Origin of the sequence: Halomonas sp. THAF5a (genome assembly GCF_009363755.1) — a bacterium.
Taxonomy (GTDB): Bacteria; Pseudomonadota; Gammaproteobacteria; order Pseudomonadales; family Halomonadaceae; genus Halomonas.
Genome location: NZ_CP045417.1, coordinates 2368431 through 2388641, shown reverse-complemented (window position 1 = coordinate 2388641; position 20211 = coordinate 2368431). Strand labels below are relative to the sequence as shown.

The window sequence follows — 20211 nt, the reverse complement described above, 5'->3', positions numbered from 1 at the left end:
GAACGGTTCGTAGAAGCTTGAACGTCGCGAGGAAATCGCCATGATTGCGTACCCACAAATCGATCCAGTGGCATTCTCCCTCGGACCGGTACGGCTTCATTGGTATGGCCTGATGTACGTGGTGGGGCTGACGGCTGCATGGTGGCTTGGGCGGCGGCGAGCGCACCGCCTCGGCCTGACCCACGATGATATCGGTGACCTGATCTTCTATGGAGCTCTGGGCGTCATCATCGGCGGCCGCCTGGGCTTTGTGCTGTTCTATGGTCTCGATCAGCTGCTGACCAACCCCTTGTGGCTGTTCAAGGTCTGGGAAGGGGGCATGAGTTTCCATGGGGGGCTTGCCGGCGTTCTGATAGCCGCGTGGCTGTTTGCTCGACGTCACCGCCTGGCCTACCTTCAGCTGACCGATTTCATCGCGCCGCTGGTGCCTATCGGACTAGGTGCAGGGCGCCTCGGTAACTTCATCAATCACGAGTTGCCGGGGAGGGCCAGTGAAGTGCCCTGGGCGATGGTCTTCCCGCCCATGTTGGGTCTGGGCCCTGAGCCGCGCCACCCATCAGCACTCTACGAGTTTGCCCTGGAGGGTGTGGTGCTGTTTGCCGTGCTGTGGTGGCTGTCTCGTAAACCGCAATCGCAAGGTCTTATCTCGGGGCTATTTCTGCTCCTATACGGCACCTTCCGCTTCATCGTGGAGTTTGCTCGCTTGCCCGATCCTCAGTTGGGCTTCATCGCCTTTGGCTGGCTCACCATGGGGCAGCTGTTGACGGTACCAATGTTGGCAGCCGGTGCGTTCCTGGTCATCACTGCGCGTCGTAGCCAGCAAACCTTGGTTGCTACATCGGATCGGTGAGAAAGGCAAGTGCCTTGGGGAAGCATGGCGATAGTAATGGAAGAACGTTAACGATATTGCAGTACTAGGAGAATTCTCATGACACACAAAGAACATCGGTTGGGAGTTTCTGAGGTTAATCTAGTGACTCGTCACTTAAAACTTGATTCCAATGACTTAGACGCGGTGCGAGCGGCTGTTGCAGATATTGATGAACTCTACGGGCTAGATAGTGTTTCGTACGATGACAAGAAACGAAAGCTTAACCTGGCCTATGATGCCTCACGTCTCTGCCTCGACTGCGTTGAGGATATCCTCGAAAAGTATGCGATCGAAATCTGTCGTGATTGGTGGAACCGCTTCAAGGAGGAGCATTATCGGTTTGTCGATCAGAATGTGAAGGACAATGCCAAGCAGGAGCCTTGGAGCTGCCATTGAATGGTAGTCTTAACCACGCACGGGCTAGCCTTAGGTTGAACGCTGTATGAAGATAGGCACTCCGCTCGGCCTCGGAACGTCATGTCGCGTTTTTTGCCTTTCTGCTGAACCTGCCTTGGGAGTTTCTACAGGCTCCGTTGTATGTGGGCATGCCTGCGATGCCACACTGGGAAGCCGTGCAGGCTTGTACCCAGGCGACTCTAGGTGATGTGGTGATCGCGTTGATGGCGTATTGTTCGGTGGCTGCATGGCGTCGACGTCGTGACAGGCTTGGGTCTATGGGGCCAAGGAGTGCTTGGGCTTCGTGCTGGTGGGTGTCGGGATCACGGTGGCGATGGAGTGGTACGCGACGCTAGTCAGTCAACGCTGGGAGTATGCACCGCTAATGCCCCGCGTGCCCTGGTTGGGCACGGGCCTCTCGCCGTTACTCCAATGGTTGATCTTGCCGCCGCTGATGCTATGGATGTCACGCCGTCATCTGCTAGGAGCTGAAGGTGTATCCAAAAAGAGGATTTAACTGTTGGGTGGCACATAGGTTCTACACTCTGAACTATTCTGTCAAGGCACGCTCTACTCTTCGTCATCGGGCGCATGTCGGATTGTCAAGAGGGCTTTCAGTAGGATCCTGTTTCATGACCCCAAGGAGAGAGATGATGAAGTCAATGGATAGAACCCCACAGTACCAGGAGAATAGCCTCTCCCTGATCGGTGCGATCGCCTTGGGTACTGGGGTCATGATCGGTGCGGGCATCTTTGCCTTGACAGGACAGATGGCCGAGATGACGGGGGCGCTTTTCCCTCTGGCTTTCTTATCAGCGGCACTAATCGTCTCCTTCAGTGCCTACTCCTATGTGAAGATGTCCAATGCCTATCCGTCAGCTGGTGGTATTGGCATGTACCTCCAAAAAGCCTATGGACCGACACTGACCACCGCTTTCCATGCGCTCTTGATGTATTTTTCCATGGTGATAGCGCAAAGCTTCTTAGCGAGAACCTTCGGGTCCTACACGCTAGAGCTTTTCGATGTGAGGGATAGGTCACTGCTTGTCCCCTTATTGGGTGTTGCGCTGCTGATATCTGCATTTTTACTAAACCTCTCCGCCAACAAGCTGATTCAGGGTGTTGCGTCAGTACTCGGGTTCATAAAAATTGGTGGGATCATCTTGTTCGGGGTCGTCGGTGTCATCATCGCCGACTCGGTCGGCATGGAAACCTCGGCGTCGACGCCCGAGGGATCTCTGTCAGGCTTTCTAGGAGCAACCGCGTTGGGGATCCTGGCCTTCAAGGGGTTCACGACGATCACCAATAGTGGTTCAGAGATAAAAGATCCCCATCGCAACGTCGGCAGGGCGATCATGATCTCGATCGCCCTGTGTGTGGTGATCTATGCGCTGGTGGGCTTCGCTGTCGCCAGTAATCTGTCGCTGAGCGAGATAATCGAAACGAAAGATTATTCGTTGGCGGCTGCTGCCCGTCCTGCGCTGGGGGAGGCCGCCGTCTGGTTCACCGTCATTCTCGCCATGCTGGCCACCGCGGGTGGTATCATTGCCAGTATATTTGCGGTCTCACGCATGTTGGCAATGCTGACGGAAATGGAACTGGTGCCGCATCGTCACTTTCATATGCCAGGCAGTATCCAGAAGCATACCCTGGTTTATACGGTCGTGCTTGGTTTGGTTCTGACGGCTTTCTTTGACCTTAGCCGTATCGCCGCACTTGGTATCATTTTTTACTTGATCATGGATATTGCTGTTCATTGGGGGGTGTTGCGTCATCTTCGCAAGGAGGTCGGTGCCAACCCAATCGTGCTGGTTATTGCGATACTGCTGGATGCCGTCGTGCTGGCAGGCTTCCTTTGGGTGAAAGCGACGACAGATCCCCTGGTGCTAATCGTCGCAACGATTGTCATGGCGGCTATCTTGATTGCCGAGCGACTCTTTTTGTCTCGTAACGGCGCTTCTAGTTCAAACGATAATACTCATTCTCATTAACTATTAAGGATAAGGATCATGGAGGTTCGGACCTTTGGTGACCTGATTGACTGGACACGGCAGCTGCATGAGCATTTGGCGCGCTGTCTTTCTCACTGTGCCGATCATAATGAAGAAGAGCGTGCCAAGATGCTCCTTAATTATCTGGCAGCTCATGAGCATGAGATGGAGTATGTTGTTGGTGAGTTAAAGAGTAGAGCGGACCCCAAAGCATTGAATACCTATGTATATGATTATCTGGAACACAGGCCGATCCGGACGCATCGGACCTGTGATGCACCCTATGCTGCGCTGGGTTTCAATGAAATCTGTCGGGAGATTTTCGACTTCCATGATCAAGTGACAGATCTCTATCGTAACTTGGTTGGCAAGGCGGAGATTCCTGAAGCAAGGGAGTTGCTTGAATCCCTTCTTGAGCTGGAACAGCATGAAGCGATGCGCCTTGTTCGGCAGACTGGGAGGATGGACGATCTGTAAGAAAATGATGTCTGGATCTGTTATAACTGCCTGATCGCCACCCTCGGCATAACATCTGTCCTGACTGTTCCTAAAGTAACGTACCAGAACGGCATCGGCATTGCGTGTCTGGCACCGATGCCGATTGTCCTGTTTTTTATATGGGTAAGCGGATTAAATGGTTGATCTTACCTTTGCATGAGAGTGAGACAGACCGGCATCTCATCGGATTATCTGGTTGATGCTTCACCTACTGCTGGTGCATGTTTCCTTCGCTAATTCCAGCAAGAACCCCACACGCCTCAACTTCCCGGTCATCGTTGCAACTCGCTCTCAGTGAAACGAGTTGTTTCTCAAGCGCTTGCAGAGCGGTTATCTGCGACCGCACATGAGAGATGTGATCATCGAGCAAGGCGTTGACGGCGGTACAAGGCTGATGAGGGTCGTCCTGATAGCTCTGTAGTTCGTGAATCTCAGCCAGTGACAGGCCCAGGATTCTGCAGCGACGGATGAAGGCCAGCCCCTCACCATGCTTCTCGGTATAGACACGGTAACCGTTGTCCTGCCGATCAGGCGGCGGCAACAAGCCCTGCTGTTCATAGAAGCGGATCGTCTGTGTTTCGACCCCTACCAACTGCGCCAACTGACCAATGCGCATCAGCCTCCTCCCCAACGGATTCTTTACTCTATTGACCTTATAGTAGCTTTATAGTTTTAAATGGTACCACAACATTGTTCAAGTGGAGTCGTATCATGAGCAAATCCTGTGGTGGCGCCTGTGGCGGTGATGCAACGTCCGCAGCGGATACCGATATACAGGCCTCCTCCGAGGCGCCAGGGAGATGGGTCAGTGTTTATGCCGTGCCGAAGATGGACTGTCCATCAGAAGAACGAATGATTCGCCTAGCCCTGAACGGCTTTGAGGAGATTCGGGCGCTGTCCTTCGACTTGTCGAACCGCCGGCTGAAGGTCGTGCATGACGGCGAGGTCGAGCCCGTCACCTCGAAACTGAAGACCTTGGGGCTAGGCGCCTCGCTTCAGGAAACCGTCGCTGCAAATCCGGAGACCATCAAGGCCGCCGAGTTTTCGGCAGCTTCTGCTAAGCAAGAATCCGGGACCCTGCGCTGGTTGCTCGGCATCAATGCACTTCTGTTCGTGGTGGAAATGACTGCCGGTCTGATCGCCCAGTCCACCGGCCTGATTGGAGAATCCCTGGACAATTTTGCCGATGCGGCGGTGTACGGGCTTGCCCTTTATGCGGTTGGACATAGCGTGAAAATGCAGGTACGTGCCGCGCATCTTGCTGGTGTACTGCAACTGATCTTGGCTGTGGGCGTGCTCGTAGAGGTGGTGAGACGCTTTGTATTCGGTAGTGAGCCTGAATCGCTGGTGATGATGGCTATCGCATTCGTCGCATTGATTGCCAATACCAGTTGTCTGCTGCTCATATCCAAACATCGGGAAGGCGGGGCGCACATGAAGGCAAGCTGGATATTCTCGGCCAACGACGTGGTGATCAACCTGGGGGTCATCACCGCCGGCGCCCTGGTCGCGTGGACCGGTTCCAATTATCCGGATCTGATTATCGGCACCATCGCGGGGGGCATTGTACTTAACGGTGCCAGACGCATTTTGGCGTTGAAGGGTTAAATAATGCTCATTATTGGCAAAAAGCTCTCGCCGTATGCCCTATTGTCCATATCGGGCCTGCTGGCAGCGTCTGATCAGGCTGTAAAGTGGCTGGTGCAGCAATCAATGGCCTATGGCGAGTATGTTTCGGTGACCCCGTTCTTTAACTGGGTGCACCTATGGAACACCGGTGCCGCATTCAGTCTTTTTGCGAATGGTGGAGGCTGGCAGCGCTACTTTTTTATCGGAATCGCGGTAGTGGTCTCGATTTTTCTGATCAAGCTGATCCTTGAAAATCGTCATAAAGGAGAAGCCATCGCTTACAGTCTTATCCTCGGTGGCGCCATGGGCAACCTGATTGACCGGGTCTTTCGCGGCTATGTTGTGGATTCCTTTGATTTCTATTGGCGAGATTGGCATTGGCCGGCCTTCAACCTGGCTGATATTGCAATTGTCCTCGGTGCCTTACTTTTCGTTTCCAGCAGCTTGTTGGGTAAAAAAGCAAACACCAATGCCGAGCCGGATGGATCTGACTGACACCTACGCCTATACAACACCATGACCGAACTTCCCGACAACATCCTTCACCTGCCGCAATACCAAGTACTGGGCTGCAAATCAACCGACGACGAAATGCACTTCCAGGTGGACGTGCCCGATCCCATCGCCTGCGAGGAATGCGGCGTGCAGGGTGAGTTCGTACGGTTCGGCAAGCGTGACGTTCCCTATCGTGATCTGCCCATCCACGGCAAGCGGGTCACTCTCTGGGTGGTCCGCCGCCGATACACCTGCCGGGCCTGCAAGACAACATTCAGGCCCCAGCTACCGGAGATGGTGGACGGATTCCGTATGACACTGCGGCTGCATGAGTACGTGGAGAAGGAATCCTTCAACCACCCCTACACCTTTGTGGCGGCACAGACCGGCCTGGACGAGAAGACGGTGCGCGACATCTTCAACGCCCGCGCCGAGTTCCTGGGGCGCTGGCACCGCTTCGAGACGCCCCGCATCCTGGGCATTGACGAGCTATACCTGAACAAGCGCTACCGCTGCATTCTGACCAACATTGAGGAGCGAACCCTGCTCGACCTGCTGGCCACCCGCCGCCAGGACGTGGTGACCAACTACCTGATGAAGCTGAAAGACCGGCAGAAGGTCGAGATCGTCAGCATGGACATGTGGAACCCCTACCGGGCAGCGGTCAAGGCTGTGCTGCCCCAGGCCCGTATCGTGGTCGATAAGTTCCATGTGGTGCGCATGGCCAACGATGCCCTAGAGAGAGTGCGCAAGGGCCTCAGAAAGGAGCTGAAACCGTCCCAGAGCCGGACTCTCAAGGGAGACCGGAAAATCCTGCTGAAACGCGCTCACGAAGTCTCAGACCGGGAGCGCCTCATCATGGAGACCTGGACAGGCGCGTTCCCGCAACTGCTGGCCGCCTACGAGCACAAGGAGCGCTTCTACGGCATCTGGGACGCCACCACACGGCTCCAGGCAGAAGCCGCCCTGGACGAGTGGATAGCCACCATCCCGAAGGGCCAAAAGGAAGTCTGGAGCGATCTGGTCAGGGCAGTGGGAAACTGGCGCGAAGAGACCATGACCTACTTCGAGACGGACATGCCCGTCACCAACGCTTACACGGAGTCCATCAACCGACTGGCCAAGGACAAGAACCGTGAAGGGCGCGGTTACTCCTTCGAGGTGATGCGGGCACGAATGCTCTACACCACGAAGCACAAGAAGAAGGCACCGACTGCGAAGGTCTCTCCTTTCTACAAGAAAACCATCGGTTACGGACTGCCGGACTTCGCAGAGGAACTCAACTACGGAGTCGATCTATCAACCATCTGAGGGTGGTATCAGATTGATGGGGTGAAGGTGCCCCATCAACCATTAAATCCGTATACCCTTTTATATCTGCTATTCATCTCGGTCGCGCTGATCATGCCCGACATGACGGTGCATCAGGAAGTGCATGCCGAGACAGAGGGCCAGGGGCAGCAGCAGCCAGGCGCCGCTGCTCAGTGATTGCCCGCCCCACATGAACAGCAGCACGGCGCCTCCCATCAGCACCACGCAGGCGGTCATCATCCATTTATGGAGTGCCGCGGTAGGGGAAGACGGCTCTTTCTGTGATTCGGCCTCTCCCGAGGGGGGCTTGGTGGATTCTGGTCGTTTCATGAGCGGTCGCCTTTGGCTTGGACCGATGGGGTGGCAGTGGAAGGCTCTCCGCGGGGCTGCTCACGGGCGTAACGCCGCTTGAGCAGCAGCGAGTTGCCGATCACCGAGAGGGAGCTGGTGGTCATGGCGATGACGCCGATCATCGGGTGCAACAGGCCGATGGCGGCGATGGGGATGGCGGCCACGTTATAGGCGCTGGCCCAGATCAGGTTCTGGACGATCTTGCCGAAGGTGGCACGCGAGAGGTGCATGGCGTCCACCACGGCGGTGAGCTCGCCGCGTACCAGGGTCACGTCCGCCGCCTCGATGGCCACGTCGGCCCCGGCACCGATGGCGATGCCCACGTTGGCCTGCTTCAGTGCTGCGGCGTCGTTGATGCCGTCGCCGACCATGGCCACGTGGTTGCCGTGTTGTTCCTGCAGCGCGCGGATGGCATCAACCTTGCCTTCCGGCAGCACGCCGGCCTGGACCTCGTCGATGCCCACCTCGTCGGCCACGGCGCGGGCGGCGCGTTCATTGTCGCCGGTGATCATCACCACGTGCAGACCGAGATCATGCATGCCGCGGATGGCCTCCACCGACTCCTGCTTGAGGGTGTCGGCCACTGCCACCAAGCCGAGCGCCTGGCCGTCGGCGGCGACGATCACCACGGTGCGGCCCTTGCCCTCGAGCTCGCCCATGGCGTCATCCAGGGCCTCGAGGCCGGTCACGCCTTCCTCTTCCAGCAACCGGCGATTGCCGATCAGCACGCTTTCGTTGCCGACCCGGCCCGACACGCCACGGGCGCCGGTGGAGCGGAACTCGCTGACCTCGCCGGGTTTTACATCGCGCTCCCGGGCACCATCGACGATGGCCCGAGCGATGGGGTGCTCCGAGGCGTTCTCCACGCTCGCCGCCAGGGTCAGCAGGCGGTTTTCGTCGACGCCTTCGGCGGCGACGGCCTCGGTGAGTTTTGGTTCGCCGCGGGTGATGGTTCCGGTCTTGTCGAGCACCATCACCTTGACGTCCTTGAAGGTCTGGATCGCTTCGCCGGAACGGATCAGGATGCCACGCTCGGCACCGATACCGGAGCCGACCATCAGCGCCGTGGGGGTGGCAAGGCCCAGGGCGCAGGGACAGGCGATGACCAGCACTGCGATGGCGGCGAGAATCGCCAGCACCGGCGTGGCGGCCTCGGGGTTCACCCAGGGCAGGAAGGTCGCACCCCAGTCGAGTATCGGTCGCAGGGCATCCGGGAACAGTGCCCAGGCAATCAGGCTGGCCAGGGCGATGGCCAGCACCGCCGGTACGAAGCGGCCGGTCATGCGATCGGCGAATTCCTGGATCGGTACCCGCGAGCCCTGAGCCTGGTCGATCAGCCGCACCACCTGGGCGAGGAAGGTATCGCCGCCGACGCGGGTCGCCTTGACCCGCAAGCGTCCCTCCTTGTTGATGGTGGCACCGATCACGCTGTCCCCGGTGCTCTTGTAGACCGGTATCGACTCGCCGGTGGCGATGGACTCGTCGAGATGGCTCTCGCCCTCGACCACCTCGCCGTCGGTGGGGATCTTGTCGCCGGGGCGCACGACCATGATGTCGCCCGGGGCCAGCTCCTTCACCGCCACCTCGACTTCCTCGCCATCGCGCTCGACGCGTGCTGTCTTGGCACCCAGGGTCATCAGGCGGCGGATGGCCTGGGAGGCGCGTCCCTTGGCGAGTGCCTCCAGGTAACGGCCCAGCAGGTGGAAGGTCATGATGGTGGCGGCCATCTCGATGAATGAGGTCATGGGGTAGACGAAGCCGACTAGGCCGATCAGGTAGGGCGGCAGGCTGCCCATGGAAATCAGCACGTCCATGTTGAAGGTGCCGTTCTTCAGCGAGCGCCAGGTCGACTTGTGGGTGGCAATACCGCCATGGAGAAACACCACCGGGAAGGCCAGCACGGCGATGATGGCCAGGTAGCCGGGAATCGGCTGCCAGAACATGTGCGGCATCATCAGCAGCATGATCAGGGTGGTGGGGACCGCGGCGATGATCAGCCGCTTGCGGGCCTGGGAAAGATAGGCCTCCTCGATCTCGGCGTCGCTGTCGGCATCCTCCGCCTCGTCGGCCTGCACGGCGGCCACATCATAGCCGGCCCCTTCCACGGCGCGCTTGATCGCCTCACCATCGGGGCCATCCCGGGCGACGGTCACCGCCACACGGTGGCTGGCGATATTGGTGTCGATTGATTCGATACCCTCGAGCCGCTCCAGGGTACTGCGGATGATGCCGGCGCAGTGGTCCGAGCCCATGCCGGGAACGGTCAGGCGGACCTGTTGCATGCCGGTACCACCACTGACGGCGGCCACGTCATAGCCGGCGCCTTCGACGGCTTCCTTCAAGGTGTCGCCGTCGGGCCCGCCTGCTTCGATGGTCACGCTGACATGGTGGTTGGCGATATTGGTCTGGATCTCGCCCACGCCATCGAGGCGTTCCAGCGTCTTGCGCACGATGCCGGCACAGTGGTCACTGCCCATGCCGGGGACCGTCAGGGTGATCGTGTTGGGGGGCGAATCGCTCATCGCTTGTCTCCTGCGGGCGTTGCCGAGTGGACGGCCAACCATGGCCGTCCTGTTGCCTGAGTCTGTGACATCCCCCAGTCAGTGATGGGCCTCGTGGTCCTCGGGGTCGACGTCACCCTCGGGGGTGGCCTGCTGAAGCTGCTGACGTTGCTCGTCGGTCAGCAGGTCATGCATGGCATTTTGCAGACGCACTCTCTCGGCCATCATCTCGCCGTGAAGCTCGGCCATCCGACCGTGCAGGGCCTGGACCTCCTCGGGGTCGGGGCGCTCGCCGCGCATCTCTGCCATCAGGTCATCGCGCAGGTTCATCAGGCGGCCCATGCGTTCGAACTGGGCGGGGCGGTGCTCCTGCATCAGTGCGCGCATCTCGTCGCGCTGCTCCGGCTCGAGCATTTCCTGCATCATGCCGATGCCAGCACCGTCCGTCATCGGGCAGGGCATCATCCCGCCGCCCATCATGCCTTTCATCATGCCGCCCTGGCCGCCACCCATCATTCCACTCATCATGCCGGGCCCCATGCCGCCCTGGCCGCCGCCCATCATTCCACTCATCATGCCGGGCCCCATGCCGCCTTGGCCGCCGCTGCCGCCCGTCATGCCGCTACCCTGATTGGGCTGATTGGTCGGCATGCTCTGGGCGAGGGCGATGCCGCTACCACTGGCACCGAGTGCCAGGGCGAGTCCGAGAGCGAGAGTGTGCTTGCGAATTTCCATGATCCTTCTCCTAGCGAGCTGTTGGGCCCATTCAGGCCCTTTGCTGACATTATTTCGGCTACGTGCTGCACAGAGGTCAATCACACGGGACCCGACATGTAACAGCGACTGGGTGTGAGGAGAATTACCCAGGGCTCAGGATCTGAACCGTTGTGTCAGCAGATAGACGGGAACCGGAGAAGGGTCGGGCAGAGCTTGCGGGACACCGCTGCTGGCGAGTATCCGAGGCGCCGGGTCCATACCGCCCAAGGAGGGAGGAACGGTAGCGAATTTGATGTCCTGCTGCGTCACGTGCGGCAGGGCACCGACGAGAGAACCCGTACCATGGCCATGGTGGCAGCTGGGGGCCTCCTGGGGGGCCTCGAGGTGTTGCCCGGCCAGGGGGCTGCCCTGGAGGAAGGCAGTCTCGTGGTGGGCGTGGGACTGAATCGCAACCAGGAATAGACCCAGCAGCATCAGTGCGACTATACCGATACGCAGCCACGACAAGGCGTGGGCAAGACTGAGGCGGCGTGTCGGTGGGCTCTTGGCCATGGTGGCAGACAACTTGTCGAGAAACGGCTCCCTCACCTTAGACCAGTGATACTACCTGTCCATTGATATGCATCAAGATCGAAGAAAGCAGGAGGCGTGTGTGCAGACTCAGGTTGCCAAATCCTGTTTCCGCCATGAAATACTGTCATTAATTCTGACGCGGTGCGTGTTTAACCAGTGCTATCACTCGAGGATGATAGTGAACAAAGAATGTGAGGATGGCGGTAACGAAAAGCACGATCGCAAGCCCCCAGTAGGTGCCGAGCGCGCTGCCAGCGAACAGCAATCCGGCGCCCGCAGACCCCACGGCTTGCCCAAGGCTGGCCAAGGCGGTCTGCTTGCCCAGCGCCGCACCCTGTGCCGGCCCGCTGGCCAGGGAGACCTGATAGGCCAGTAGCGGAACCAGCAGCCCTGATCCCGCGCCAAGTAGCCCGACCACGACGAATGCCCCCCAGAAGTTCGAAGCATACGGGAGGCCAAGAATGCCTACGGCCATCAACAGGAAGGACCCGCCGATCAGATGGCTGGGAGAGAGGCGTTTCGGTGGGTATGCCGACCACAGAAGTTGCGCCGCCAGCATCACCAGGCTGCACTCCGTGAACAGCAACCCGACCCTGAAGGGGTCGAGACCAATAGACTGCCTCGCCTGCAGGCTGAGCCCCACCTCAAAGGCCCCCAGGCCGAGCATCGCCAGCAGCGTCAGCGTCAGGAAGCCACCGATTGCTCGAGTCGAGTCCGGCTCGGAGGCATGCGTGTCGGAAGGCGGGCGGTGAGCCGGCTGTTCGCGGACGTGATGGTAGATCAACAGCCACACTGCACCAGCAAATCCCGCCGTGACCACGAAGGGCCATGCCACTGGCTCGCCGAGGACCATGTCGGATTGAGGCATCACCATGGGAATGCTGGCGAGCCAGCCGCTAAGCATGGGGCCGGACAAGAAGCCCAAGGTGGCGGCGGCACTGAGCCAGGCAAAACGCCGTGCACGGCGCGTTGGGTCGTCACACTCGGCCGCCTGCGCCAACGCCACCGGGATCACCGCCGCCGCAAAGGCGCCGGCAAGGGCCCGTACCCCATAGGCGAGTGGCAGGTTTCGAGTCAGGCTGAAGCCCAGCATGGCCAGTGCAAACCCTGCCAGCCCCCATAGCAGGACGGGCCGACGGCCCAGGCGGTCGGAGAGACTTCCCCATAGTGGGGCAAAGCCGAACAAGGCCAGCGTATACACCCCCGTCAGCAGCCCGGTGTGCAGCGATACGTCCCCGGGGGTAGTCACTGCCAGCACCCGGTCGAGGAACAGCGGCAGAATCGGCAGCACCGTACCGTAGCCGAGGAAGACGACTAAGGTGGCGGCGAGCAGAGCCGTGAAGCCGGCTCCTGATTTGCTGAGGACCCCCGCCATCAGTGAAAGACCATGCCGGCGATATGAAAGCCGGCATCGACGTGGAGCACCTCGCCGGTAATGCCGGTGGCATAGTCGCTGGCCAGCACCAGCGCGGTGCGACCCACCTCATCGGCGTCCACGGTGCGGCGCAGCGGTGCCCGCTTGACGGTCTCGTTGAGTAGCTCGTCGAAATGCTCGATGCCGGAGGCAGCCCGGGTTGCCACCGCTCCTGCAGAGATGGCGTTGACGCGGATGTTGCGAGGGCCAAGCTCATGGGCCAGGTAGCGTACCGAGGCCTCCAGTGCGGCCTTGACGGGGCCCATGACGTTGTAGTGGTCGACGACCTTCTCGGCGCCGAAGTAGCTCAGCGTCATGAGACTGCCGCCCCGGTCCATCAACGGCTCGGCCAATTGGGCCATGCGAATCAGCGAGTGGCAGGAAATGGCCATCGATTCGGAGAAGCCCTCGGCCGAGCAGTCCGTGAGTCGCCCGTGCAGATCCTCCTTGCGGGCCCAGGCGATGGCATGCAGGAAGAAATCCAGTCGCCCCCAGCGCTGACGGATCTCCTCGAACACTGCCTCCAGCTGCCCCGGCACCGTCACGTCACAGGGGAGAAACAGTCCGGCGTCCACTTTCCGGGCCAGCGGCTCGACATGGGGACGTGCCTTGTCGTTGAGATAGGTGATCGCCAGTTCCGCACCGGCATTACGGAAGTGCCGGGCAGCTGACCAGGCTAGACTGTCTTCGTTGGCGATGCCCACCACCAGGCCCTTGCGGTCTTTCAAGTCGAGGTGTTCCATGCTCGTCCTCCATTACGTTAGGTTTCCCATGCCCAAGGTCTTCTAGCGCGCTGCGAGTGTCCCCGAGCTGACGTGGCGCTGGCACAGGCAGCGCAGGCAGGTACAGGTGGTGTCGCAGCAGTCGGGATCGTGCTGAGGGATGCGCGCCTGACGCCTCGCGAACGGGTACAGGATCCGACCCAGCAGGCTTGGGTGGTAAAGCTTGGCGAGCATTGGGCGCGCATCGCGCCTGGCCATTCGGCGAAACATGGCCCGCCGCCCGCGGTCTCCGGCCTTGGTGTACAGCAGCCGGTTGCTGATGCCCTGGCGGATCGCCGGCAGCAGCGAGCGCTGCCATAGCGATTCGTAATCGCGACCCTCCAGCAGGCTGTGCGCGGCCAAAACGCCCGAGCGCAGGGCGTAACGCATGCCAAAGCCCGCCAGCGCATCCTGAAAGCCCGCCTGCTCGCCCACCAGCAGACGCCCCTCGTGCTCGCCCCGGCAGGGCGGTCCATAGTTACCGACGCCACCGAAGGGACGCGCCTTGCGCATGTCCAGCCCGGCCTGCTCGGTAAAGAATGCGATCGTGCGTGTCAGGCACTTGTTATTGCGCGTGAACTCCCTGAACAGACAGGTGGCGACGGTACCCTGTCCGCCCTGCACCAGCAGGTAGGCATAGCCGCCTGGCGCCAGGTGGTCGCTGAAGCAGGCCCACTGGCCGTCCGGCATGGCGGTCTCGAACAGGTAGCCCACCGCCATGACGTTGGCGAACATTGGTCCCTTGGCCTCTACGGTGGAGCCGTGTGTGTTCTTGACGGGGGACGACAGCCTCACCTCCACACCACAGGCCTTGGCCTGCTCAAGCAGGGCGTGATCCAGGGTGCCCGTTTCCGATCCCCGGCGGACCAGGTAGTACAGGGGCTGGTTAGAGCGAATTTCGTGGCGGCCGCCCCAGCCGTCGAAGGCCGTCACTTGCGAGATGGCGTGATGCTCGAAGCTGGACCGGATCCCTGTGCTTGCGAGCTCATCGAGCACATCGATGTCGTCACTCCAGTTCTCCAGCCCTTGGAAATCGCCATGGAAGCGGGCACCAACACGACGGCGACGCTCGTGCACGATCACGTGCTTTCCCGCGCGCGCCAGGACGATGGCGCAGGCCAACCCGGCGGGGCCGGCGCCGATTACGGTCACGGTATCGCCCCGCGCGGGGCCAGCGCAGACGGCCGAGTTCTGGGTCATGGATGAAGGGCCTCTACGTTCACCCACGGCTCAGTCATTCAGCTGGTGGTGCGCACCAACGTACCGTTCGGGATCCGTCTCGAACTGTTCGCGGCACGTCTCTGAGCAGAAGTAATAGCGCTGCCCCCGGTATTCACTCCCCGTGGCGGCGGTCTTGAAGCTGATCGTCATGCCACATACCGGATCCAGGAAAGACTTCCGTTCCACTCGTTCGCGTTTCATCGCTGTTTCCCCTTTTCATTATTCAGGACGGCGCATGCGGGTTGCGCCCCCAGCTGAATACGCAGCCGCCCATCCAGCTCCAGGATGTGGCCATTGAAAAGTCGTCCCCGCTTGGTCACTCGGCGGTCAATAGCATCTTGATGGCCTGCTCCTTCGCCGCCTGGGAAAACACGTCGTAGGCCTTCTCGATGTCGTAGAGCTTGAAGCGGTGGGTCACCAAGCCCGCGGGCTCGACGCCACCGGCCTCGACGATGCGCATTAGCACCGGGGTCGTGTCGGTGTTCACCAAGCCGGTACGCACCGTGACATTCTTGATCCAGAGGTCCTGCAGGCGGAACTCGACGCTCTTGCCGTGCACGCCGATGTTGGCGATATGCCCCCCCGGGCGCACGATGCGCTGGCAGATATCGAAGGTCTCGGGGATCCCCACTGCTTCCATGGCGACGTCTACGCCTTCGCCACCGGTTAGCTCGTCGATAGCGTCGAGCGGATCTCGTGCGATGGTGTCGGAGGCGCCGAGCTGCTTGGCCATGGCCAGGCGGTTCTCGTCGGGGTCGATCATGATAATCCGGGCGGGAGAATAGAAGCGCGAGGTCATCAGGGCCGCCAGGCCGATGGGCCCCGCGCCGACAATGGCCACCGTGTCGCCGAGCCCTACCTCGCCGTTCAAGGCGCCGATCTCATGGCCGGTAGGCAGAATGTCGCTAAGCATCACCGCCGCGGCGCGGTCCATGTCCTTCGGCAATCGGTGCAGGCTGTTGTCCGCGTGCGGTATACGCACGTACTCGGCCTGGGTGCCGTCGATCAGGTGACCGAGAATCCAGCCGCCGTCGCGGCAGTGGGCATAGAGACCGCGCTTGCAATAGTCGCAGCGGCCGCAGGAGGTGATGCAGGAAATCAGCACCTCGTCGCCGATCTGGATGTTGCTCACGCCGTCGCCGATTTCCTCGACGACGCCGACACCCTCGTGGCCGAGGATACGACCATCCTCCACGGCGGGTACGTCGCCCTTGAGGATGTGCAAGTCGGTGCCGCAGATGGTGGTATGAGTAATGCGTACCACCGCGTCCGTCGGCTTGGTGATGCTCGGGCGCGGCTTTTCCTCCCAGCGACGCTGGCCAGGACCATGATAGACGAGTGCTTTCATGATGTTACCTCCTTAAGTGTCACAGATCGGCAGCTCATGGCGAGCTACGTATATGGCTCAATTTGCGGTTACAGTTGCACCGCTTCATCTACCAGGCCCGCAGGACGGGCTCATTTCTCCAGTACATAACGTCCTGGCGCTTCGTCCAGCGCCGGATAGCCTCTGGTCACCCCCGGCTCCCGAGCGGGTATGCGCTGGGTACTGTGACCTTCCAGCCAGCCCTGCCAGCAGGGCCACCAGGAGCCGTCATGATGCGCGGCAGTGGCCTGCCAGCCATCCGGATCCATGAAGGGGTCCTCAGCCTGGATGGTCGAGATCTGGTGGAAGCGGCGGGAATCACCGGGCGGGTTGACGATGCCGGCGTTGTGCCCGCCGCTGGAGAGCACGAAGGTGACGTCCGCCGGCGTCAGCCACTGGACCTTGTAGACGGAGCGCCAGGGGGCGACATGATCCTTGAGCGTGCTGACGGCGAACACGGGAATCTCGATGTCGGTCAGCGATACGGGCCGTCCGTCCACCCGGTAGCGCCCACCGGCGAGGTCGTTGTCGAGGAACAGCCACCGGAGGTACTCGCTGTGCATGCGCGCCGGCATGCGGGTGCCGTCGGCGTTCCAGGCCATCAGGTCGAACATGGGCGGACGTTCGCCGGCGAGATAACTGCGCACCATCCTCGACCAGATCAGGTCCTGGGAACGCAGCAGCTGGAAGGCGCCGGCCATCTGCCGGGTGTCCAGATAGCCCCTGACGGCCATGAGGTCCTCGAGGAAACGCACCTGATCCTCGTCGATGAACAGCATCAGCTCACCGGCCTCGCTGAAGTCGGTCTGCGCGGCGAGCAGCGTCAGGCTGGCCAGGCGAGTGTCACCGTCCCGGCCCATGGCGGCCGCGGCAATCGACAGCAGCGTCCCGCCCAGGCAATAGCCCACGCCGTGGACACGCTGCTGCGGGCAGATGGCCGTGACCGCGTCGAGGGCCGCCATGACCCCCAGCCGCCGGTAGTCGGCCATGCCCAGGTCCCGCTCCTCGCTGCCCGGGTTCTTCCAGGACACGACGAACACCGTATGGCCCTGCGCCACCAGGTAGCGAACCAGGGAGTTTTCCGGGGAGAGGTCCAGGATGTAGTACTTCATGATCCAGGCCGGCACGATCAGCACCGGCTCGACATGGACCTCCTGGGTGGCGGGCGCGTACTGGATCAGCTCGATGAGCCGGTTGCGGTAGACCACCTTGCCCGGCGTCACCGCCACGTCTCGGCCGACCCGGTATGCTTCGACGCCCACAGGCCCCTCGCCGGCCTGCCGGCGGCGCCAGTCCTCCAGCAGATTACTGGCGCCGCGGGCCAGGTTGGCGCCACCCTCGCGCCGCGTCTGCTCCTGCAGTTCGGGGTTGGTGGCGAGGAAGTTTGACGGCGACCAGATGTCGAGCATCTGCCGCGCGCCGAAATTCACCATCGCCTCATGGTGGCGCGAGACGCCCGGTACGCCGGTGGTGGCCACATGCCACCACTGCTGCTGCAGCAGGAAGCCCTGATAGAGCATGTTGAAGGGCCAGCGCTGCCAGGCCTCGTCGCGAAAGCGTTTGTCCTGGGGCAGCGGCTCGATGCAGGGCTCACACGGCGCCTGGCCGGCGCGCTCGCAGTAGCTGCCGAAACGTTGCCACTTGCACAGGGCCTTGCCGACGAGTTCCGTCTGCTTGTCCGGTGACAGCAGCAGGTGTTGCGCCCAGTCCCACCAGGCCTGCTGGACGGCGGTCGGCGACAGCCCACCCGTGAAGAGGCTCGCCATGGCGTGCAGGCGCTGATCGGTCGACGTCGCCGGTGGGCTCGCTGCCGGCCCGTCGATGTTGGTTCGGGTCGTGGTGTCCATCAGCGCACCTCCATGGGGCGGCAGGCCGACTCGGGTTGCGGGGAACAGCAGAAGGTGGGTTCCGCTTCGGTAGGAGAGGGCACGGGCAGGCGGATCCCCGCACGGTACATCAGCGCCGCCACGGCCAGTCCGGCCAGGCGTGCCTCGGGAGGGTCGGCCCGGGAACTCAGTACCACCGGTACCGTCAGCCCCATGACCACCCCGGCCGCCGTGGCGCCGGCATGGTACTCGAGGTTCTTGGCCAACACGTTGCCGGACACCAGATCCGGCATGAGCAGGATGTCGGCTTTCCCCGCCACCGGGGAGTCTATGCCCTTTTCGTGGGCCGCGCGTTCCGAGATGGCGTTGTCGAAGGCCAGCGGCCCGTCGACCTCGGCGCCGGCGATCTGGCCGCGGCGGGCCATCAACGTCAGGCAGGCCGCATCCAGGGTGGAGACGATAGCCGGATTCACCGTTTCCACGGCGGAAATGACCGCGGCGCGTGGCCGTTCGAGCCCGATCATGTGCATCAGCTCGATGGCGTTCTGGAGAATCTGCGCCTTGGCGTCGAGGTCGGGGGCGATGTTCACGGCCGCATCGGTCACAGCCAGCAGGCGTGGGCAGTCGGGCACGTCCACCAGAAAAATGTGGCTGACGCGACGTCCGGGCTGTCGTAGGCCATTGCCCAGTAAGGCATGCATGAAAGTATCGGTGTGGAGGTGGCCCTTCATCAGCGCCTCCGCGCGTCCGGCCTGCACGAGTTCCACCCCGATGCGGGCGGCCTCCACATCCGATTCGGCCTCGATCATCGCTTGTGGATCGAGGTCCCACCCGATCGCCGCGGCGGCCTCGACGACCTTGGCGGGGCGGCCGATGAGCACCGGCTCGGCGATGCGTCGCCTCGCCGCCTCGCGAAGCGTCTCCAGCACCGCGGCCTGGGCCGCGTTGACCACGGCGACGCGGATCGGGTCACCGCCACCGGCCCGCTGAATCAGGTCATCGAGCGTCTCAAGGGCCACTGGCGTTGCCGTCTGTGTCATGTCACCTCCTGGGTGTTGGTTAATGTGTGCTGCACGTGCCGGGCGATCATCCACTCTTCATCGGTCGCCACGGCCTCAACCCGGACCGGGCCCTCGGCGGCGGAAATCACCGGCCCGGGCGTGCGGTTGCGTCCTTCCTCCAGTGTGACGCCGAGATACCCCATTCCCGCGCAGATCTGTGCCCGGATCGCCGGTGAGTTCGCCCCGATGCCGCCGGTGAAGATCAGTCGGTCCAGCCCGCCGAGCGCGGCGCTCAGGGCACCGATGAAGTGGCGGGCACGATGGCAGAAGAAATCGACGGCCTGCGCAGCCTCCGGCGTATCCTCGCGGTGCGTCAGGAGTTCCCGCATGTCGGCACTCACCCCCGAAAGCCCCAGCAACCCCGAGCGTCGATAGAGCAGGGCTTCCAACGCCGCGACGTCGAGTCCGTCGTGACTCGCCAGGTAGAGCAGGATACCGGGGTCCAGATCCCCGCTGCGGGTGCCCATGGGCATGCCGCCCAAGGCACTGAAGCCCATCGTCGTCTCGATGCTGCACCCGTCCCGGATTGCCGCCAGGGAGGCGCCGTTGCCCAGGTGCGCCACGATCAGGCGCTCACGTAACGCCTCCGGGCCATGGCGCCGCCTCAGGTCGTCGACGATGAACTCGTAGGAGAGCCCGTGAAAGCCGTAGCGGCGTACACCCCCGGCCTCGTATTCCCGTGGCAACCCGGTATGCCGGGCAACCGCGGGCAGGCCGTGGTGGAACGCCGTGTCGAAGCAGGCGAGTTGGGGCACGTCGGGGAATTGCGTGCGCATGGCGCTGATCCCGGCCAGGTTGTGTGGCAGGTGCAGCGGAGCCAGTGGCACCAGAGCGTGAAGTCGGTCCAGCAGGGAGGCATCGATCCGTTGAGGGCAGTCGCAATCGGGGCCACCATGGACCACCCGGTGCCCGATGCCGACGAGGTCCAGTCGGCTTGTCTGCTGTTGAAGAAGGGTTTCGACCTTCTCGATGGCGGTGGCATGATCAGCCATTCGCGCGGGGTGGTCGTCAACCGTTCCCTGTGCACTCGACATCTGGAGCCGGCCTTGTGACGTGCCGATCCCACTGGCCGCTCCCCATACCAGCCGTGCGAGCCCTTCCGTCAGAATGAATACGGCGAACTTCAGGCTGGATGACCCGCAGTTGACCACCAGAATGGCCGATCGACGGTTTGGCATAGTCGAGTCTTCCTTCTCCGGGGGCGAAAGGTGATCCCTGTTCAGCGCCCG

At 61.6% G+C, this 20211-nt stretch carries 19 protein-coding genes; 7 read left to right on the top strand and 12 right to left on the bottom strand.

Annotation, left to right across the window (positions count from 1 at the left end; all coding sequences use genetic code 11):
- Positions 1 to 40: 40 nt before the first annotated feature.
- The 4 genes from lgt (at position 41) to FIU83_RS10755 (ending at position 3735) form a co-directional block, all read left to right on the top strand.
- Positions 41 to 850, top strand: coding sequence for a prolipoprotein diacylglyceryl transferase (gene lgt / locus FIU83_RS10775; RefSeq protein WP_152484045.1), 810 nt, complete (start codon positions 41 to 43; stop codon positions 848 to 850).
- Positions 851 to 928: 78 nt separating this feature from the next.
- The gene (locus FIU83_RS10770) at positions 929 to 1267 is read left to right on the top strand and encodes a cation transporter (protein ID WP_152484044.1); all 339 of its coding nucleotides are present in this window, start codon (positions 929 to 931) and stop codon (positions 1265 to 1267) included.
- 650 nt (positions 1268 to 1917) lie between these two features.
- On the top strand, positions 1918 to 3258 hold the full coding sequence (locus FIU83_RS10760) for an APC family permease (protein ID WP_152484043.1): 1341 nt from the start codon (positions 1918 to 1920) through the stop codon (positions 3256 to 3258).
- 18 nt (positions 3259 to 3276) lie between these two features.
- The gene (locus FIU83_RS10755; protein WP_023007325.1) at positions 3277 to 3735 is read left to right on the top strand and encodes a hypothetical protein; all 459 of its coding nucleotides are present in this window, start codon (positions 3277 to 3279) and stop codon (positions 3733 to 3735) included.
- 229 nt (positions 3736 to 3964) lie between these two features.
- Here the strand turns inward: FIU83_RS10755 and cadR are convergent, their stop codons facing one another.
- Positions 3965 to 4372 carry a Cd(II)/Pb(II)-responsive transcriptional regulator gene (gene cadR / locus FIU83_RS10750; protein WP_004364961.1) on the bottom strand — a complete coding sequence of 136 codons (408 nt, stop codon included), beginning with the start codon at positions 4370 to 4372 and terminating at the stop codon, positions 3965 to 3967.
- A gap of 95 nt (positions 4373 to 4467) precedes the next feature.
- Here cadR and FIU83_RS10745 point away from each other — a divergent pair, with 95 nt between their 5' ends.
- The 3 genes from FIU83_RS10745 to FIU83_RS10735 are packed head-to-tail and all read left to right on the top strand — an operon-like array spanning position 4468 to position 7191.
- Positions 4468 to 5364, top strand: a complete 897-nt coding sequence (locus tag FIU83_RS10745; protein WP_004574643.1) for a cation transporter — start codon at positions 4468 to 4470, stop codon at positions 5362 to 5364.
- A gap of 3 nt (positions 5365 to 5367) precedes the next feature.
- Positions 5368 to 5880, top strand: coding sequence for a signal peptidase II (lspA, locus tag FIU83_RS10740; protein ID WP_004863699.1), 513 nt, complete (start codon positions 5368 to 5370; stop codon positions 5878 to 5880).
- Between the two features lie 21 nt (positions 5881 to 5901).
- Complete coding sequence (locus FIU83_RS10735; protein ID WP_004574636.1) at positions 5902 to 7191, top strand: ISL3-like element ISPpu12 family transposase; 1290 nt, start codon at positions 5902 to 5904, stop codon at positions 7189 to 7191.
- Positions 7192 to 7260: 69 nt separating this feature from the next.
- On the opposite strand, the gene FIU83_RS17565 is transcribed toward FIU83_RS10735, so the two are convergent.
- The 11 genes from FIU83_RS17565 to FIU83_RS10675 form a co-directional block, all read right to left on the bottom strand.
- Entirely contained in the window at positions 7261 to 7521 is a 261-nt protein-coding gene (locus FIU83_RS17565; RefSeq protein WP_058577548.1) for a DUF2933 domain-containing protein, read from the bottom strand.
- Positions 7518 to 10064 (bottom strand): heavy metal translocating P-type ATPase, encoded by a 2547-nt coding sequence (locus FIU83_RS10720; protein WP_152484042.1) that lies wholly within the window; start codon positions 10062 to 10064, stop codon positions 7518 to 7520. Before FIU83_RS10720 ends, FIU83_RS17565 begins: the two co-directional genes overlap by 4 nt.
- A 78-nt stretch (positions 10065 to 10142) precedes the next feature.
- Positions 10143 to 10778, bottom strand: a complete 636-nt coding sequence (locus tag FIU83_RS10715; RefSeq protein ID WP_152484041.1) for a Spy/CpxP family protein refolding chaperone — start codon at positions 10776 to 10778, stop codon at positions 10143 to 10145.
- 682 nt (positions 10779 to 11460) lie between these two features.
- A complete protein-coding gene (locus tag FIU83_RS10710; protein WP_152484040.1) occupies positions 11461 to 12708 on the bottom strand; it encodes an MFS transporter in 1248 nt (415 codons plus the stop codon).
- A complete protein-coding gene (fabI, locus tag FIU83_RS10705; protein ID WP_095622786.1) occupies positions 12708 to 13490 on the bottom strand; it encodes an enoyl-ACP reductase FabI in 783 nt (260 codons plus the stop codon). The genes FIU83_RS10710 and fabI overlap by 1 nt, the downstream gene beginning before the upstream one ends.
- Positions 13491 to 13532: 42 nt before the next feature.
- Positions 13533 to 14708: an NAD(P)/FAD-dependent oxidoreductase gene (locus tag FIU83_RS10700; RefSeq protein WP_095622785.1), complete on the bottom strand. Its 1176-nt coding sequence runs from the start codon at positions 14706 to 14708 to the stop codon at positions 13533 to 13535.
- Positions 14709 to 14738: 30 nt separating this feature from the next.
- Positions 14739 to 14930 (bottom strand): YHS domain-containing protein, encoded by a 192-nt coding sequence (locus FIU83_RS10695; protein ID WP_095622784.1) that lies wholly within the window; start codon positions 14928 to 14930, stop codon positions 14739 to 14741.
- 115 nt (positions 14931 to 15045) lie between these two features.
- Positions 15046 to 16077: a zinc-dependent alcohol dehydrogenase family protein gene (locus tag FIU83_RS10690; protein WP_095622783.1), complete on the bottom strand. Its 1032-nt coding sequence runs from the start codon at positions 16075 to 16077 to the stop codon at positions 15046 to 15048.
- Positions 16078 to 16187: 110 nt separating this feature from the next.
- A complete protein-coding gene (locus tag FIU83_RS10685; RefSeq protein WP_152484039.1) occupies positions 16188 to 17942 on the bottom strand; it encodes an alpha/beta hydrolase in 1755 nt (584 codons plus the stop codon).
- Positions 17942 to 18961: a bifunctional enoyl-CoA hydratase/phosphate acetyltransferase gene (locus FIU83_RS10680; protein WP_152484038.1), complete on the bottom strand. Its 1020-nt coding sequence runs from the start codon at positions 18959 to 18961 to the stop codon at positions 17942 to 17944. The genes FIU83_RS10685 and FIU83_RS10680 overlap by 1 nt, the downstream gene beginning before the upstream one ends.
- A complete protein-coding gene (locus FIU83_RS10675; protein WP_152484037.1) occupies positions 18958 to 20160 on the bottom strand; it encodes an acetate/propionate family kinase in 1203 nt (400 codons plus the stop codon). The genes FIU83_RS10680 and FIU83_RS10675 overlap by 4 nt, the downstream gene beginning before the upstream one ends.
- Positions 20161 to 20211: the final 51 nt, after the last annotated feature.

Excerpts from the sequence above, each read along its gene's own strand:
- FIU83_RS10735 (WP_004574636.1), top strand. The coding sequence starts at position 5,902 with ATGACCGAACTTCCCGACAACATCCTTCACCTGCCGCAATACCAAGTA.
- FIU83_RS10770 (WP_152484044.1), top strand. The coding sequence starts at position 929 with ATGACACACAAAGAACATCGGTTGGGAGTTTCTGAGGTTAATCTAGTG.
- FIU83_RS10745 (WP_004574643.1), top strand. The coding sequence starts at position 4,468 with ATGAGCAAATCCTGTGGTGGCGCCTGTGGCGGTGATGCAACGTCCGCA.
- FIU83_RS10690 (WP_095622783.1), bottom strand. The coding sequence starts at position 16,077 with ATGAAAGCACTCGTCTATCATGGTCCTGGCCAGCGTCGCTGGGAGGAA.
- FIU83_RS10685 (WP_152484039.1), bottom strand. The coding sequence starts at position 17,942 with ATGGACACCACGACCCGAACCAACATCGACGGGCCGGCAGCGAGCCCA.
- FIU83_RS10700 (WP_095622785.1), bottom strand. The coding sequence starts at position 14,708 with ATGACCCAGAACTCGGCCGTCTGCGCTGGCCCCGCGCGGGGCGATACC.
- FIU83_RS10695 (WP_095622784.1), bottom strand. The coding sequence starts at position 14,930 with ATGAAACGCGAACGAGTGGAACGGAAGTCTTTCCTGGATCCGGTATGT.
- cadR (WP_004364961.1), bottom strand. The coding sequence starts at position 4,372 with ATGCGCATTGGTCAGTTGGCGCAGTTGGTAGGGGTCGAAACACAGACG.
- lspA (WP_004863699.1), top strand. The coding sequence starts at position 5,368 with ATGCTCATTATTGGCAAAAAGCTCTCGCCGTATGCCCTATTGTCCATA.
- FIU83_RS10710 (WP_152484040.1), bottom strand. The coding sequence starts at position 12,708 with ATGGCGGGGGTCCTCAGCAAATCAGGAGCCGGCTTCACGGCTCTGCTC.
- FIU83_RS17565 (WP_058577548.1), bottom strand. The coding sequence starts at position 7,521 with ATGAAACGACCAGAATCCACCAAGCCCCCCTCGGGAGAGGCCGAATCA.
- FIU83_RS10755 (WP_023007325.1), top strand. The coding sequence starts at position 3,277 with ATGGAGGTTCGGACCTTTGGTGACCTGATTGACTGGACACGGCAGCTG.
- FIU83_RS10720 (WP_152484042.1), bottom strand. The coding sequence starts at position 10,064 with ATGAGCGATTCGCCCCCCAACACGATCACCCTGACGGTCCCCGGCATG.
- FIU83_RS10715 (WP_152484041.1), bottom strand. The coding sequence starts at position 10,778 with ATGGAAATTCGCAAGCACACTCTCGCTCTCGGACTCGCCCTGGCACTC.
- fabI (WP_095622786.1), bottom strand. The coding sequence starts at position 13,490 with ATGGAACACCTCGACTTGAAAGACCGCAAGGGCCTGGTGGTGGGCATC.
- FIU83_RS10680 (WP_152484038.1), bottom strand. The coding sequence starts at position 18,961 with ATGACACAGACGGCAACGCCAGTGGCCCTTGAGACGCTCGATGACCTG.
- FIU83_RS10675 (WP_152484037.1), bottom strand. The coding sequence starts at position 20,160 with ATGCCAAACCGTCGATCGGCCATTCTGGTGGTCAACTGCGGGTCATCC.
- lgt (WP_152484045.1), top strand. The coding sequence starts at position 41 with ATGATTGCGTACCCACAAATCGATCCAGTGGCATTCTCCCTCGGACCG.
- FIU83_RS10760 (WP_152484043.1), top strand. The coding sequence starts at position 1,918 with ATGATGAAGTCAATGGATAGAACCCCACAGTACCAGGAGAATAGCCTC.